Origin of the sequence: Paraprevotella xylaniphila YIT 11841, from assembly GCF_900683745.1 — a bacterium.
GTDB lineage: Bacteria > Bacteroidota > Bacteroidia > Bacteroidales > Bacteroidaceae > Paraprevotella > Paraprevotella xylaniphila.
This window is the reverse complement of sequence record NZ_LR215980.1, coordinates 3,780,083-3,796,386: the sequence shown is the minus strand read 5'-3', so window position 1 is coordinate 3,796,386 and position 16,304 is coordinate 3,780,083. Positions and strand designations below refer to the sequence as shown.

At 48.4% G+C, this 16,304-nt stretch carries 12 protein-coding genes; 4 read left to right on the top strand and 8 right to left on the bottom strand.

Annotated elements, in window-relative coordinates; translation table 11 throughout:
- Window positions 1-36: 36 nt before the first annotated feature.
- From E0E47_RS15965 to E0E47_RS15930, 8 genes are read right to left on the bottom strand one after another with little or no spacing between them, the layout of a single operon-like run.
- Window positions 37-3,180: a type I restriction endonuclease subunit R gene (locus tag E0E47_RS15965; protein WP_130894152.1), complete on the bottom strand. Its 3,144-nt coding sequence runs from the start codon at window positions 3,178-3,180 to the stop codon at window positions 37-39.
- Window positions 3,181-3,184: 4 nt separating this feature from the next.
- On the bottom strand, window positions 3,185-4,330 hold the full coding sequence (locus tag E0E47_RS15960; protein ID WP_130894151.1) for a restriction endonuclease subunit S: 1,146 nt from the start codon (window positions 4,328-4,330) through the stop codon (window positions 3,185-3,187).
- The gene (locus E0E47_RS15955) at window positions 4,327-5,493 is read right to left on the bottom strand and encodes a PDDEXK nuclease domain-containing protein (protein ID WP_130894150.1); all 1,167 of its coding nucleotides are present in this window, start codon (window positions 5,491-5,493) and stop codon (window positions 4,327-4,329) included. The genes E0E47_RS15960 and E0E47_RS15955 overlap by 4 nt, the downstream gene beginning before the upstream one ends.
- Window positions 5,490-7,373, bottom strand: coding sequence for an HsdM family class I SAM-dependent methyltransferase (locus E0E47_RS15950; protein ID WP_130894149.1), 1,884 nt, complete (start codon window positions 7,371-7,373; stop codon window positions 5,490-5,492). Before E0E47_RS15950 ends, E0E47_RS15955 begins: the two co-directional genes overlap by 4 nt.
- A gap of 4 nt (window positions 7,374-7,377) precedes the next feature.
- A complete protein-coding gene (locus E0E47_RS17705; protein WP_130894148.1) occupies window positions 7,378-7,587 on the bottom strand; it encodes a helix-turn-helix domain-containing protein in 210 nt (69 codons plus the stop codon).
- A 53-nt stretch (window positions 7,588-7,640) separates the two neighbouring features.
- Window positions 7,641-8,555, bottom strand: a complete 915-nt coding sequence (bla, locus tag E0E47_RS15940; RefSeq protein WP_130894147.1) for a class A beta-lactamase, subclass A2 — start codon at window positions 8,553-8,555, stop codon at window positions 7,641-7,643.
- Window positions 8,556-8,575: 20 nt separating this feature from the next.
- Window positions 8,576-8,872: a DUF6965 family protein gene (locus tag E0E47_RS15935; protein ID WP_008624221.1), complete on the bottom strand. Its 297-nt coding sequence runs from the start codon at window positions 8,870-8,872 to the stop codon at window positions 8,576-8,578.
- A 6-nt stretch (window positions 8,873-8,878) separates the two neighbouring features.
- A complete protein-coding gene (locus tag E0E47_RS15930) occupies window positions 8,879-9,730 on the bottom strand; it encodes a patatin-like phospholipase family protein (RefSeq protein ID WP_130894400.1) in 852 nt (283 codons plus the stop codon).
- Between the two features lie 96 nt (window positions 9,731-9,826).
- Between E0E47_RS15930 and E0E47_RS15925 the strand changes: the two genes are divergently transcribed.
- The 4 genes from E0E47_RS15925 to E0E47_RS15910 all read left to right on the top strand — a co-directional run bounded on the left by E0E47_RS15925 (window position 9,827) and on the right by E0E47_RS15910 (window position 16,291).
- Window positions 9,827-11,230 carry an aminopeptidase P family protein gene (locus E0E47_RS15925; RefSeq protein ID WP_130894146.1) on the top strand — a complete coding sequence of 468 codons (1,404 nt, stop codon included), beginning with the start codon at window positions 9,827-9,829 and terminating at the stop codon, window positions 11,228-11,230.
- A 21-nt stretch (window positions 11,231-11,251) separates the two neighbouring features.
- A complete protein-coding gene (locus E0E47_RS15920; protein ID WP_130894145.1) occupies window positions 11,252-12,460 on the top strand; it encodes a C1 family peptidase in 1,209 nt (402 codons plus the stop codon).
- Between the two features lie 180 nt (window positions 12,461-12,640).
- Entirely contained in the window at window positions 12,641-14,365 is a 1,725-nt protein-coding gene (gene recJ, locus E0E47_RS15915) for a single-stranded-DNA-specific exonuclease RecJ (protein ID WP_130894144.1), read from the top strand.
- Between the two features lie 18 nt (window positions 14,366-14,383).
- A complete protein-coding gene (locus E0E47_RS15910; protein ID WP_130894143.1) occupies window positions 14,384-16,291 on the top strand; it encodes a RecQ family ATP-dependent DNA helicase in 1,908 nt (635 codons plus the stop codon).
- Window positions 16,292-16,304: the final 13 nt, after the last annotated feature.

Sequence of the window (16,304 nt, the reverse complement as noted above, 5' to 3'; positions counted from 1 at the left end):
AGAAATAACTTTTGCCGTGCTTGATATAAATAAGACTTAAGCTACCTCCTTGTATCTTGTATAGACATACTCATAGATTTTCTGCCGATACTCCGTTATGCTGTTTTCATCATAGCATTCCGGCAGTTCCGCCCATAATGTGTCGCGAATCAAGTTGTCTATCGCCGCCTTGGTTTCTTGCTTGTCTGTCCAATGGTCAAACTCGGCAATCTTTTCCTTGATTTTCTTGAGCAGATTGACTGACACCTTCTTGATGCTTTCAATGTCCTTCTTGCTAAGGTTGTCAGAGAACAGCAAATCGTAAACAGAAAGTTCTTCGTCACTTTCAAAACCTTCGCGCACATAGCGTTTTTGTTCTTGGTCAAGGCTTTGCGACAATGCCATCAGTTCCATGAATGTCTTTTCTATGCCGACACGGTCTTGCTCACTGTTGTAACGGTTTATGATTTCCGTGTATTTCTCATAAAAATTGATGCGCATGGGATTGTTATTGAGCATTTGTTCAATCCTTTGCTTGACAAGGTCTTCCAAATCATTCAATACCAATCTTGGTGTCTTGGTCTTGGCGAACTCCTTGCGCAACAAGTCGAAATCAATCTTGCTGATGTCAAATTGTTTGGCCGGTTTATTCCCATCACCCGGCACCACTTGCACATAGTCGTTTACTATCTTGTTGAGTTCCACCATCAAGTCGGTGTTGTCGGCATGTTTGATTTTCTTGTTCAGTTCTCCGCTTATAACTGTTATGGCATTCTTCTTCCTCAGCGTGAAGTCGTCCACTTCTTCGCGGTTGACATATTTGAACATGTTGGCCAATTCGCTCGCGTATGTTTTGAAGGTCTTTCTGCTTTCGTTGGTTTCACAAACAGCATTGGCTGCATCGCGCACCAAAGCCAACTTGTCAAAGCCTGTGGCATCCATTAACTTTTGGAGTTCAAAACCACATTGGGAAAGGAACGTTGTCGCCAATTCTATGCTCTTTCCTATGCGTCTTATCAGTTCCTCCTTGTCTATGGCAGGTGAACCGCCGTCGGTGCCATTCTTCTGCATGGTATAGTCTGCCAAGGCTTTGCGTAACGCCTTTACAACACCTATGTAGTCGATAATCAACCCATTGCTTTTTCCTTCCGCCTTTCGGTTTGCCCGGGCTATGGTCTGCATCAGCGTGTGTGCTTTCAAAGGCTTGTCGAGATACAGGCAAGACAAGGTTTTCACATCAAATCCCGTCAGCCACATGGCACAGACGAACACCACCCGGAATGGACAGTCTGCCTGTTTGAACTCTTTATCAAGTGGGCGTTTTTCCATTTTCCTACGATGTAGTTCTATATCCAGTCCCCACTTGCCGAATGTCTGCATCTCGTTCTGTTCCTGGCTCACCACCACGCACATTTCCGTTTCGCGTAGCCACTTCAACTTGCGGTCAATCTCCAATGCCTCTTGTTGGGTGGAGTGCTTGCGCTTTTCTTCGGTCTCGGCAATTACTTGTGACCAATACTTTTGTGCTAAGTTGTACATCCTCACACAGGTCACTTTGTTGATGCAGACGAACATCGCCTTGCCGCTTGTCCAAAGGCCAGTGTAATGGTACACAAAATCCTTCGCCACTTTGTCAAGGCGGTCTTCTGCCGTAAGCAGGTGTATCTCTTTGGCAAATTCCTTTTCGAGTTTTGCTTCTTGAGCCGGGTCAAGGTCTGCCTTTTCAATGGCTTCGGCTATACGTCGGTTCAGTTCGGCATTGTCCTTATCCATCATCGGTATGTTCAACTGTTCCCCCCTGTTCTCATAGAACAAAGGCACGGTCGCACCATCGTCCACAGCCCGCTTGAAGTCGTAAATGGAAATATAACCACCAAATGTCCGCTCGGTGATGTTGTCGTTGGCCAACAAAGGTGTGCCTGTAAAACCTATGCGCGAACAAGTAGGCAGCAAGCGGCGCATGTTCTCGGCATAATACCCGTATTGGCTGCGATGGGCTTCGTCCGACATGACAAGAATGTCATAATCGGGATTGATAGGCTCTGCATCGGGCTTGTTGAATTTCTGTATCAAGGTGAATATGAAGCCGGGATTGTCTTTCAGCATGGCTACCAACCGCTCACCGCTTGTGGCTATGTACTTCTCGGCCTTGGTGGAGCCAAGCAATCCGCAACCTTCAAATGTGCCGCTAATCTGTTCGTTCAATTCATCTCGGTCGGTCAGCACCACAATGGTGGGCGAACCTGTGAAGCGGCGGCGTATCTTTTGGGCAAGAAACAGCATCGAGTAGCTTTTTCCGCTGCCCTGCGTATGCCAGAATACACCAAGTTTGCCGTTTCGGAGCTTGCGCTCCGCGTATGCCTTTACCGCCTCGTTCACGCCGAGATATTGGTGGTTTAGGGCAAGAATCTTTGCCGTCTTGCCATCGGAGTGGTCGTAAAGGATGAAATTCTCCAGCAGGTCTATGAAGTTATCTTTCCGGCAGATGCCGCGCAACATGGTTTCAAGTTCCACACTGCCCTCGTCTTCTTCTTTCAGGCGTTTCCATTCGTGGAAGAACTCCCACGGGCTGCCCAACGTGCCGACCTTGGCTTCAAGGCCGTTTGACAGCATGACGATGGCGTTGTAGTAGAACAGTTGCGGTATGGTGTCGAGATAGTCGCGGTAGTTGTCGTTGTAGGCATTCTCCACCTCCACGGTGTTCTTTTTCAATTCAACGAACAGCAGGGGCAGGCCGTTGACATAGCCCACGATGTCGGTGCGGCGGCGGTATAGTTCGCCGTGTATCTTCATTTCCTTGACGGCGAGAAAATGGTTTTCTTTTGGTTCACCAAAGTTAATGAGCATGGCTTTGCGCGTGTCGGATTCACCCTTGCTGTTTTTCACGGCAATGTCTATCCCGTCGCGTATCAGCCGATACTTTTCTTCGTTTACCTGTATGAGCGATGCCGTCGAAAGCCGTGTTTCGAGCGCACTGATAGCTTGTTCCACCTGCGTGTCGTTCATCCACGGATTCAGTTTCCGCAAGGCCTGACGCACATGGCGTTTCAGCAAAACCTCACGATAGTTTTTTCGCCCGAATGTACCATTCTCACCCAACACTTCCTGATTGTAGGCTGTTGCCACATCCCAACCTAATTCATCGTGCAGCAACTGGCCTGCGCTTTCTTGCACCAATATGTTTTCTGAATACTCGTTCATGGCTCTAAACTTTTATTTCGCCCGACATCAACTTAGGAAGCAAGCGGTCGCGTGCTTCGGTAAGAAGGATAATTTCTTTTTCAACATTTCGTATGATATTGTAATAAGGCTCAACAATGCCTACATATTGTTCCTGTAATAGCTTTGGGGCCTTGAGCATTTTTATGGCAGATAGTGTATTGCGATTTAATGTTGGAATCGCTCCTCCGTTATTCAAAACTGAAAAATCCACAGTTTGCAGTATACCATAAAGATAAAGAAAATGATGCTCTTTCATGTCACTTATATATAATGATGTGTTGTGAGGCCAAAAGTCTTCCCATATCAACTGATATTTCCCCAAACTGCCAGACCTACCTGTTACAATGCCTGGTCCATGAATTTTGTATTTATTGTGATAACCAATAACCGAGGTTGAACCTACCACTGGATATTTACCGTATTGCATGTTGCTTCTTGTCAAATCATAGCCTCGATGGAAGGTCATTATAGAATTGATATCTGTTTTCTCCCAACCCTCCGGCACTCCATCCACAATCTTAGTTTGTTCATACCCCGGAAAACGCAAATCCACAAACCATTCTTTGTAAAGCCGCTGTGCGGCTTCCTCCAAAAGTTTGATTTGACAACGGTAGTTGTCTATGAGGTTGTCGTAAGCGGAAAGAAGCAAGCCTATTTTCTGTTGTATTTGTTTGTCTTCAAAAACTTTAATCTCAATCTCTTCAAAGGCTGCTTTTGCAATAAACTCACGCCCTGAAGCTGTACCTTTGTTGTGTAACTTCAGTGATGGGAGAAAGTTGCGAAGAAGGTAATAAGCATAATGGTTATCAAAGTCTTCATTAGGAATAATGGCATTTATAGATTGATTGACAAAGCAATCGCACGGAGTCATAGTAAGTTTTGTCCCTATAGTCCCAATGCATGGAACGCAAATAGAATCTTTAGGGACAATTCTCGACTTACATTGCTCTGCGGATTTTTTCGAGAACATTTCTTCTGTGGAGCGAGTGTATTTCTCGTTTTCATTTATGTCTGTAGGTTTTATCCATAACGCATAATCGCCATAATTGTCTTTATCTTTTTTAGGTGGCGTGCTGCCCGTTACAACATTACCTAAAAATCCAATTGTTACAGTCTTCAACCCGTTCATACTTCATCCTCCTCCAATTCTTTTTCAATTTCATCAATTTGCGGCAAGGCTGATGCCACATCCGCAAAGAGCTTTTCTGTTTCGTATTGGGCAATGCCGAGAGGTTGCGTTATGCCCCTCAGTGCAAAACGCGCTTTTGTATCACTCTTTGTACGGCAAAGCAACAGGCCGATAGTCGGTTTGTCGTCCGGTGTTTTCACATACTCGTCCACAGCCGATATGTAAAAATTCAGCTTGCTCACAAATTCGGGTATGAACTCAACGGCCTTCAGTTCCACAACTACATAACAATGCAGTTTGAGATGGTACATCAACAGGTCGATATAATAGTCATCCCCGTCCACCGTGATATGGTATTGGCGACCCACGAAAGCAAATCCCCGTCCCATTTCTATCAGGAAGTCGGTTATCCGCTCTGTAAGTCTTTTCTCAATGTCAAGTTCGTTTTGCAGGGCGACCGTCCCTAAGAAGCTGAATTTATACGGGTCTTTGAATGCCTGCCTTGCCAAATCGGATTGAATGGGTGGAAGTGTGACGGCAAAGTTGTTGATGCTTTTCCCTTTGGCATGGATATATCCGTTGGCTATCTGCGTAAGCATGGTGTCGCGCGTCCAACCTTCCGATGCCGTGGCCATGATGTAGAACACGCGTTCGGCAGGGTCTTTTACCTTTGAAAGCAGCGAGATATGGTGATACCATGTGATTTGGGTGAGCGGGAGTTGAACCATTTCCTCGTCCGCCTTAATTTGTGCAAGTCCGACTTGCCCAATTGGTATTCTCTGTAATTCTGCAAGTGTCGTTTTTAGGATTGGATATTTTTGTAATTGTGCAAGTGAGACTTGCACAATTGGAAAATCAGGATAAGAATCGGCAAATCGTCTCATTTCTTTAAGATTACGTACGGAGTATCCCCTGTCATCAGGGAAGCGTTGCATCAAATCCCGCGATAACTGATTGACCACTTGCGCTCCCCATCCTTCACGTTTCTGTTTTTCAAGGATGTCGCAGCCTATGTGCCAATACAACGAGAGCAGGTCGGCATTGACCCGTAAGGAGGTTTGATACTTGGCTTTTTCAATAAGTTCAATGATGCCCTTACGCCATTCGGTATAACCTTTTGGCAGCAATTCCCCACTTGTAAATTTTTCAACTTGGAATGTCATTTCAACGCCTCCCAATTCTGTTGTATTTTAGCCATCAACTGATTCGCCTCAGTTTGCAGCTTGGCAAGTTCTGCATGTATTTCGTTCATACGCTGGGTGAAATCCACACCGTCATCTTCCGTTTCCGCCACTCCCACATAGACACCCGGCGTGAGGCTGTAGTCCTTTTCGGCTATTTGCGCGATGGTCGCTATGCGGCACAAGCCGGGTATGTCTTGGTAAACACCGTCATAGCCGAATTTTGAAGTGAGCCATACGGCTTCTTCCGCCACGGTCACGGATTCCCTCAATTCGGTCACTTGCGCTTCTAACTCTGCCACGACTGCTTTCAGTTCCGCCTTTTCCTTGCGCTTCTTGGTGGCTTTCAGTGCCTCTTGGTGTTGTTTCAGGCTGTTGGCAAAAGTGGTTTCGGTGGATTTCGCTGCTTGAAATATATCTTCAAAAGTGGGATTTTCCGTATGCCAAACCATATTGTCATATTTCCCGGCTATCTGTGAGAAATATCTCCAATAATCTTGTATCAGCCTTTTGTAATTATCAGTCTCTCCCCTGTAAAGCCAAACGATGGCACCCAGATTGCGCAACTGCCATTCGCTCCATTCGTTAAGTGTGCGGTCAACCACGGTATAATAGTTTCGTGCATCAATGAACAGCACTTTGTCTTTCAGGTCCTCGGCTTTCCCTTTGTTGAAAAACCAAAGCGAACATGGCAAAGACAGCGTGTAAAAAAAGTTATTGCCCACACTGACCATTACATCCACATGGCCTGTCTCCACAATCTTCTGCCGGATGTCCTTTTCTTTACGGGAAGAATCAGTGGCAGAAGAAGCCATGACAAAGCCCGCACGACCATTCTCATTAAGGTAGGAATAGAAATAGGAAATCCAAAGGTAGTTGGCATTGCTGAACGACTTGCCCGACTTGTCAACACCGGGAATACCGAAAGGCAAGCGACCAGCGTTCATGGCATTCTCCACATTTACCTTATCTACGTTGAAAGGCGGGTTGGCCATCACGTAATCACAGCAACCGTCAAGGTTGTGGGCATCGTGATAGAAAGAGTTTGCTTCATCGCCCGATTTGATGACACCAGTCAAACCATGTACGGCCATGTTCATCAGACAGAGTTGGGCGTTGTATTCCACTTTTTCTTGTCCGTAGAAAGTCATCTTGCTATTGGCTTCCATGCCCGATTGTTCCACAAAGTCGCCCGTTTGCACAAACATGCCGCCAGAGCCACATGCCGGGTCGAGCAGTATGCCTTCCTTGGGTTCGAGCACGTTGACTATCATCTTGACCAATGACTTGGGCGTGAAAAATACACCATCATCGCTTGCCACATTCTTGGCAAACTTGTTCAAGAAATACTCATAAATGCGGCCTATAATATCGCCCCCGACTTCGGAAAGCGCACTGTTGTTGAATATGCGGAGTAATTCGGAAAGCAATTCAGGGGCAAAAATGGTATAGTTTTTTGGTAAGACCCCATGCAACTGTTCCGATTGTTGCTCAATCAGTTCCATTGCGTTGTTGACCACTTCACCGAGACTTCCCAATGTGTTCCCGTTTAGGCCAGTCAACTGCAATGACGCCACATTAGCAGGCAGGTTCACCAGGTAATCATATTGTACTTCTTTGGGCAGGAATATGGCGGACTTGGCTTTGAAATCGCTTGCTTCAACAGGTAATTTCCGCCCGTTTCTCATGGGACGGTTGGCAAGGATTTCCTGTTCGACCAATTTGAAACGACTAAAAGCATAGCGCAAAAAAATCAGTCCCAACACTGGCATACAATATTGGTTTGATGTCAACTTCGACCCGCTCCGCAGCATATCTGCCGATTCCCAAAGTTCCGCTTCCAGTTTTCTTATGTTTATCATACAGCTATTGTCTTTTCTCCGTACTGTTTAATAGGTCTTTAACATCCACTTCAAGCAATCTGGCGATTTGGCCAAATGTACGTAAATCAGGCTGTGCCGTATTAGAGCACCACTTGCAGACCGTGCAGGAACTTTTACCCAATTCGCCTGCTAACCATTTGCCTGTTCTTTTCTTTTCAACAAGAACAACTTTGATGCGATTTAGTCCCGTCATTTCTAATAGTTTTAATTTGAATGTAAAGACAATTAAACTTATCTAAAAACCTTTCAATTTATTTGATTTTCCTTTTGTTGCACATACCTATATACAGCCTCCGAAATATCGGCTATAACCCGGGCCGTGGCCTGTTCGCTTTCTTCCGAATCGCGGACCAACACGGCAATACTGTAACGATGCCCGTCCGGAAGGAAAACAAAACCGATATCGTTTGTCCCGATAATCTGTCCCTTTCCGTTACGGTCGCCCGTACCAGTCTTGTGCCCGATGACCGCCTTCGTACCGGCAAGCGGTGCCGGCAGACGGTCGCGCCCCGTCTGGCAGGAAATCATGGTTTGCTCTATGAAATCCCGGTATGCTCCCTTAGCCGCCTTACCCGAAACCAACCATTCCAACAGGCGTACCGCCTCTAACGGAGTCGTCCAATTCCGGTAACAATCCGCCAGATTGCGGTGCATATCGTCCTCCGTGACTTCAATGGCAAAATCCCGCAAGCCCATGCTGCGTAAATACTCATCCGTAGCAGCCGGGCCTCCGAACACCCGGAAAAGAATGTCGCAGGCATTGTTGTCGCTCAGGTGCAAAGTATACTTCAAAAGCTCGCCCACGGAAAGAGACAGGTTTCCGTCCGGATACTTGTCCCGTAACGGACTGTACGTATCCGGGTGCAAATCGTCCGGCCGGACATGCACCAACGTATCGAAAGAAACGCCACGCTGCCCGCAAGCGTCAGCCACGGCCAAAGCCTGATGGAACTTGAATACGCTCATCATGGGAAAGCGCACGTCATTGTTCACCGTCAGCGTGTCCCTCCCGTCCAATATGACGGCTATTCCGACTTGCGCTTTCTTGTCTGCCACCATACGGCGCAACTGTTCCTGCAAATCTCCCCACCCGGCCTGCAATGCCAACACCGGAGAGAGGCACAAAACGCCCGCCCATATCGTACGTATCCGTCTTTTCATCTGCCTTCCCCTTTTGCTCTTTACTCCAGGCCTTGTTCTTTCAACCGCAAACGAATCAAGTCCAAATGGGACATGTATCCGCTGAAAGTCACGGATATATCCTCTTTATGCACTTTCAACACCGCCAACAGGGCTTTCACCGTACGGGGAAGGTCGGAAGTAGTGGTTGCCTCGTTCAACCGCAACGTCGCGGGAAGGCGGTCCATCCGCTCTTCAAACCAATGCGTCAGCTCGTCCACTTCCTGTTTCGTATATGCCGGTTTATAAATATGCGGATTCTTTTCCACCGCAGGCTTCTGTTCTTGCTCTTCTGTCATCTTTCGTCATTCATTAAAAATACACGTTCCTAAAACCGTCTCGGCACAAGCATATCCTTCTTCGTACAAGGCCGTCAGTTTCCCTATATTGTCTTCAAGACGGTCCACCTCGAGTTTTTCAAGCGGACGCACCACCAGAATCTTTCCTTCATCCTCAAGTTGCTCTATCAGCTCCAACTGGCGGTTATAACATTCGCACCTGTGGCTGAGCGCCACCCGCAGACGGGGAAAACGGCGATAAATAAAAGAAGGAATACGGATGTCCCGGCCCGTCTTGCGATAGCCTCGGTTGCGCGTCAGCACGACTACGTTGCGTTCATAACCGAGCGACATCGCCCGCTCCACCGGTATGGAATCCACGATTCCACCATCCAACATCGGCTCCCGGTCTACCATGACCACGGGACAAACGTATGGCAAGCTGCTAGAAGCTTTGGCTATCCGTATCAGTCGGTTATAATTCTCTTTCTCCAACAAATAATTGGCACGCCCCGTCAGGCAATTGGTGGTCACCATCTCGAACACCCCGGGATTGGCCCGGTAAGCCTCGAAATCGTAAGGCACGATGCGCTCCGGGAAATCCTTGTACAGCAGTTCTTGGTTCAGTATGCTATGTTGCGTCCACAAAAAACGCATACCGATATATTTGTATTTTTTAAGCATGTCGATATTACTGTACTTCGCCCGCCCGCGTTGGCGGCTCATATAGGACAAGCCATTGCACGCCCCTGCCGACACGGCCACCGTGTAGGGAAAATCAACGTGATGGTCGAGTAGCCAGTCCAACACCCCGCAGGTAAAAACTCCGCGCATGCCCCCTCCTTCCAACACTAAACCCGTATGCTTGCCTATCTCCATAATTATTCCTAATTTACGAGTAAAGTTAATGAAAATCCCAAATGAAATCAGTATTTTTGCATACTTTATTAAATGTTTCATCTTTAAACTACGTTTATGTTATTTGACAAAGAAACATATATGGCCCGACGCGACCGGCTGCAACGTCAGGTGAAAGAAGGCTTGATATTGCTTTTCGGGAACAACGATGCACCGTCCAATTATCCGGCCAACGCATACAAATACCGGCAAGACAGTAGTTTTCTTTATTTTTACGGACAGCACCGCGAAGGACTCGTGGGGGTAATCGACATAGACAATCACAAGGAATACCTGATTGGCAACGATATTGACATCGAAGACATCGTATGGTTCGGTGACGTGGACAGTGTGGCCGACCTTGCCGCACAAAGCGGCGTGGAACACAGTGCCCCGATGAGCCGTCTGGAGGAATTGGTAAGAAAAGCCCGAAGCCAAGGACGAAAAATCCACTTCCTGCCTCCTTACCGCCACGACCTGATGATCCAACTCATGGACCTGACAGGCATACATCCTTCACGGCAACGCGAGGAAGCATCGTTGGAACTCATCATGGCGGTCATCGACCAACGGGCTGTGAAAACGCCGGCCGAAATAAAGGAAATCGAGCGGGCCTGCGCCATCGGCCATGAGATGCACACGACGGCCATGCGCCTTTGCCGCCCCGGAGTGAGCGAACAATACATCGCGGGCACCATCAGCGGTATTGCCTCGGCCAAAGGTTGCATGACCAGTTTCCCCACCATTCTTTCCATGCACGGGGAAATCATGCACGGCTACCCTTCTACACGTCCTTTGGAAGACGGACGGCTGATGCTTTGCGACGCAGGAGCGGAAACCAACGAGAACTATTGCTCGGACAATACGCGCACCACTCCCATCAACGGCAGGTTTACCTCCCGCCAACGGGATATTTACAGCATCGTGGAGGCTTGCCATGACCACGTACTGGACATCGCACGCCCCGGCATCAAATGGTGGGACGTGCACATGAGTGTAGCCCGCCTCATGACCGACCGCCTGAAAGAACTCGGCCTGATGAGAGGCGACACGGAAGAAGCCGTACGCAACGGAGCGCACGCCATGTTCTTCCCGCATGGCCTGGGACACATGATGGGCATGGACGTGCACGACATGGAAGGATTGGGGCAACGGCATGTGGGCTTCGACGACGAAGTGCAGCCGTCCACGCAATTCGGCACGAACTGCCTGCGCTGCGGACGCCGTTTGCAAGAAGGTTGGGTCATGACCGACGAACCGGGCATTTATTTCATCCCGGCCCTGATTGATGAATGGAAAAGCAAAGGAATCAACAAGGATTTCATCAATTTCGACCTTCTGGAAACCTACAAGGATTTCGGGGGCATCCGCATAGAAGATGACATCCTGATTACAGCAAACGGTTGCCGCATGTTGGGACATGAACGCATCCCGTACCATATAGAAGACGTGGAAGAGTTTATGGCACAAAGGACTAATTAATGTATCACTAAAATATCCGAAATGAAAAAACAACTTTTATTTATCGCATGTGCTTGCCTGTCACTGGGCGTATCGGCCAAGAAACACGTGGAAAAAGCCGACACCGGTTTCGTCTTTACCACGGTGAAAGAAAACCCTATCACTTCCATCAAGAACCAGAACCAAAGCGGTACGTGCTGGTGCTTCAGCACGCTGTCTTTTTTCGAATCCGAACTGCTCCGCATGGGAAAAGGCGAACATGACCTTTGCGAAATGTTCGTCGTACACAAAACGATGGAAGACCGTGCCGCCCAAACCGTCCGCACGCACGGCGATGTCTCGTTCGCGCAAGGAGGAAGTTTCTACGACGTGATCTACTGCATGCAGAATTACGGTATCGTACCGCAAGAAGCCATGCCGGAGCCGGGCACGCTTTACGGCGACACACTGCCCAACCACAATGAGGTGGACCTCGTAGCCACAGCCTTCGTAGATGCTTTGGCCACGAGCAACCTGAAAAAACTGTCTCCCGTATGGAAACAGGCTTTTTGCGGTATCTATGATGCCTACTTGGGCAAATGCCCCGAGAAATTCACTTACAAAGGCAAGGAATACACTCCGCAAAGCTACATGCAGTCGTTGGGCCTGGACATGGACGATTACGTGTCCCTGACTTCTTATACCCATCATCCGTTCTACAAACCTTTTGTCATCGAAGTACAAGACAACTGGCGTTGGTCGCAATCCTACAACTTGCCAATCGACGAATTGATGGAGGTATTCGACTATGCCATTAACAACGGGTTTACCATCGCGTGGGGTTCGGACGTGAGCGAGACAGGCTTCACACGCAACGGTATCGCCGTGATGCCGGACGTGAAGCAGGCAGAAGACTTGGTAGGTTCAGACGCAGCCCGTTGGCTCGGATTGAGCAACAACAGCAAACGTGCGGAAATCGTCAAGAAACTGACTTCCAAACCGCTTCCGGAGGTTAAAGTCACTCAGGAAATGCGCCAGATGGCTTACGACAACTGGGAAACGACGGATGACCATGGCATGCAGATTTACGGTATCGCCAAAGACCAGAACGGAAAAGAATACTACATGGTGAAGAACTCGTGGGGCGATGCCGGAACTTACAAAGGCATCTGGTACGCTTCGAAAGCATTCGTTGCCTACAAGACCATGAATATCGTAGTGAACAAAAATGCCATCCCCGAACCAATCCGGAAAAAATTGGGGCTGAATTAAAAAAGACAGAGGAACAACCGCTTTCTCATAAAGAGAGTAAAAAGCTACCGCAGTTTTCCAAAAAAGATGGGGAAACTGCGGTTTTCTTATATTTTTTTCCTACTTTTACATGAATAACCGTGTGGCCACGTGACAAGCCTCACGCCCGGAGATAGCATAAAAAGGAAAAAAATACATATAATGAACTATAAATGGAAATTAGAACCTCCTACACCGGAAAAACAGGAAGCGGCTGAGAGATTGGCCAAAGAGCTGAACATCAGCCCCATTCTCGGTCGTCTCTTGATAGAACGCAATATCACGACGGTGGCGGATGCCAAGAAATTCTTCCGTCCCTCGCTCACAGGGCTGTACGACCCGTTCATGTTTACCGATATGGACAGGGCCGTAGAGCGCCTGAACAAAGCTTTGGGACGCAAGGAGAGAATCATGGTTTATGGAGATTATGACGTAGACGGCTGCACGGCTGTAGCATTGGTCTACAAGTTCCTGCAACAATATTATTCCAATATCGACTATTATATCCCCGACCGTTACGAAGAAGGGTATGGCGTGTCGGTCAAAGGAATCGACTATGCATACGAAAGCGAGGTCAAACTGATTATCGTGCTCGACTGCGGCATCAAGGCCGTAGATGAGATTGCATACGCCAAAGAAAAGGGTATCGACTTCATTATCTGCGACCACCACGTACCGGACGAAATCCTTCCGCCGGCCGTGGCGATTCTGAATGCCAAACGATTCAACTCAACTTATCCCTATCCCCATTTGTCCGGCTGCGGCGTAGGTTTCAAATTCATGCAAGCTTTCGCACAAAGCAACGGCATCGAGTTCAGCCAACTTATCCCGTTATTGGACCTTTGTGCCGTCAGCATTGCGTCGGACATCGTACCGATTATGGGAGAAAACCGAATCCTGGCCTACCACGGCCTACGGCAACTGAATGCCAACCCGAGCATCGGGCTAAAGGCCATCATCGACGTATGCGGCTTGTCGGAACGGGAGCTGACCATCAGTGACATCATCTTCAAAATCGGACCGCGTATCAATGCTTCGGGACGCATACAAAACGGAAAAGAGGCCGTGGCGTTGCTTGTGGAAAAAGACTATCAGACAGCGCATGAAATGGCGGAACAAATCAACCGCTACAACGACATGCGCAAAGGCTTGGACAAGTCTATGACGGAGGAAGCAAACGGTATCGTAGAGAAACTGGACAAACAAAGCGAACAAAAATCCATCGTCATTTACAACGAAGAGTGGCACAAGGGGGTTATCGGCATCGTAGCCTCACGCCTGACGGAAATCTATTACCGGCCTTCGGTCGTACTGACCCGCACGGACAATCTGGCCACGGGTTCGGCGCGTTCCGTCTCGGGATTCGATGTCTACAAGGCTATCGAAAGTTGCCGGGACTTATTGGAGAATTTCGGAGGACATACGTATGCTGCGGGCTTGTCCATGAAAGTGGAAAACGTACCGGAATTCCACCGGCGTTTCGAAGCTTACGTGGAAACACATATCCTGCCGGAACAGACTTCGGCCATATTGAACATCGACGCGCAAATAGACTTCAAGGACATCACGCGCAAATTCCACCATGACCTTAAAAAGTTCAACCCTTTCGGACCGGACAATACGAAACCGCTGTTCTGCACGCAACATGTATATGACTACGGAACGAGCAAGGTCGTAGGACGCGAACAAGAACATATCAAATTGGAATTGGTGGACAACAAGAGCAACAACGTCATGAACGGCATCGCTTTCGGGCAAAGTTCACAGGCCCGTTACATCAAGACCAAACGTTCTTTCGATATTTGCTACACTATCGAAGAAAACACACATAAACGGGGCGAAGTGCAACTTCAGATAGAGGACATCCGCCCCTCCGGTAAAGAATAAGCTTCACAAGATCCTCGCATGGAAGACGTTTATCTGTCCATATTGAAAAAGTATTGGGGGTATGACGGGTTTCGCGGCATACAGCGGGAAATCATAGAAAGTATCGGAAACGGACGGGATACTTTGGGGCTTATGCCAACCGGTGGCGGCAAGTCCATTACATTTCAAGTGCCTGCGCTTAGCCGTGAAGGCATTTGTATCGTGGTCACTCCGCTTATCGCTTTGATGAAAGACCAGGTACGTAACTTGCGCGGAAGAGGCATCAAGGCTGCTGCCGTCTATTCCGGACTGTCACGTGAGGAAATCCTCGTTACGCTGGAGAACTGCATTTTCGGCAATTATAAGTTCCTCTATGTATCCCCCGAACGGTTAGCCTCGGATATCTTCCTCGCAAAGGTGCGCCACATGCCCGTGAGTTTCCTTACGGTGGACGAGGCGCACTGCATCTCCCAATGGGGATATGACTTCCGGCCTTCGTACACCCGGATTGCGGAAATCCGTAAAATCCTGCCGGACATTCCGGTTCTTGCCCTAACGGCCACGGCTACGCCCGAAGTGGTCAAGGACATCCAACGCCAGTTGGCTTTCAGGGAGGAGAATGCTTTCCGTATGAGTTTTGAGCGGAAAAATCTGGCTTACATTGTCCGGCATACAGAAGACAAGTTTGGGGAACTCATCCATATTCTAAACAGCACGAAAGGATCGGCCATTGTATATACCAGAAGCCGCCGGAATACCCGGGAGACCACGGAGAAGTTACAAGCTGCCGGTATGTCCGCGACCTTTTACCATGCCGGACTGAACGATGCGGAAAAAGACCTTCGCCAACATCAATGGCAAGAGGACAAAATACGGATTATGGTAGCGACCAATGCTTTTGGCATGGGAATCGACAAGCCGGATGTACGTTTGGTCATCCATCTCGACCTGCCGGACTCCATAGAGGCTTACTTCCAGGAGGCGGGGCGGGCCGGACGTGACGGTGCACAGGCTTACGCAGTACTGCTATACCAAAGACACGACCGTACACGCTTGATGAAACGTATCCCCGATACTTTTCCGGACAAGGATGCCATACGGGATGTGTACGAACACATTTGTTATTATTACCAGATGGCCATGGGAGACGGTTACAACGTAACCCGCGAATTCGACTTAGACGAATTCTGCCGTAACTTCAAACACTTTCCGGTCCAGACCGACAGTGCGCTACATTTATTGGAACGGGCAGGCTATATTGAATATACGGAAGAACAAGACAACGCCTCCCGCATACACTTTCTGCTCCGCCGCGACGAGCTATACCGCATTCATGAACTCGAGGCAGAACAGGAACAACTCATCCAATGGGTTTTACGCAGCTATGGAGGCGTGTTCAGCGATTATGTCTTTATGGACGAACGGCGTATTGCGGCTTTATCCGGGCTGACCACAGACCAGGTTTACCATGGACTGTTGGCACTTGGCAGGGCCAGAATCCTCCATTACATCCCCCGCAAAAAAACGCCTTATATCACCTTCTCTTGTAAACGCATCGAAAAGGAACGTATCGTATTCCCTCCTTCCGTGTACGACGAACGCAAGAAAAATTTTAAAGAGCGGATTGAGTCCATGTTATACTATGCAGAAGAGGCTGACTTTTGCCGTAGCAAAGTCCTTTTGCACTATTTCGGTGAAAAAGACGCACCCCCCTGCGAACAATGTGACGTTTGCCGGAAACGGAAATCTCATCCGCATACGGATGCTACGGACAAACAAATCATCGCACTTATACTGGAGACTTTAAAGGACGGCCAGAAGCACAGTGTGTCGGAAATGACTTTCCCGGGCATTCCCCGTGAAAAGACAGCACAGCTTCTGCACCAAATGATTGAGGAAGAAACCGTACGTATTCAAAATGGCGTATTGTTTCTTCCTCATCCCTGAGAATCTCATTCCT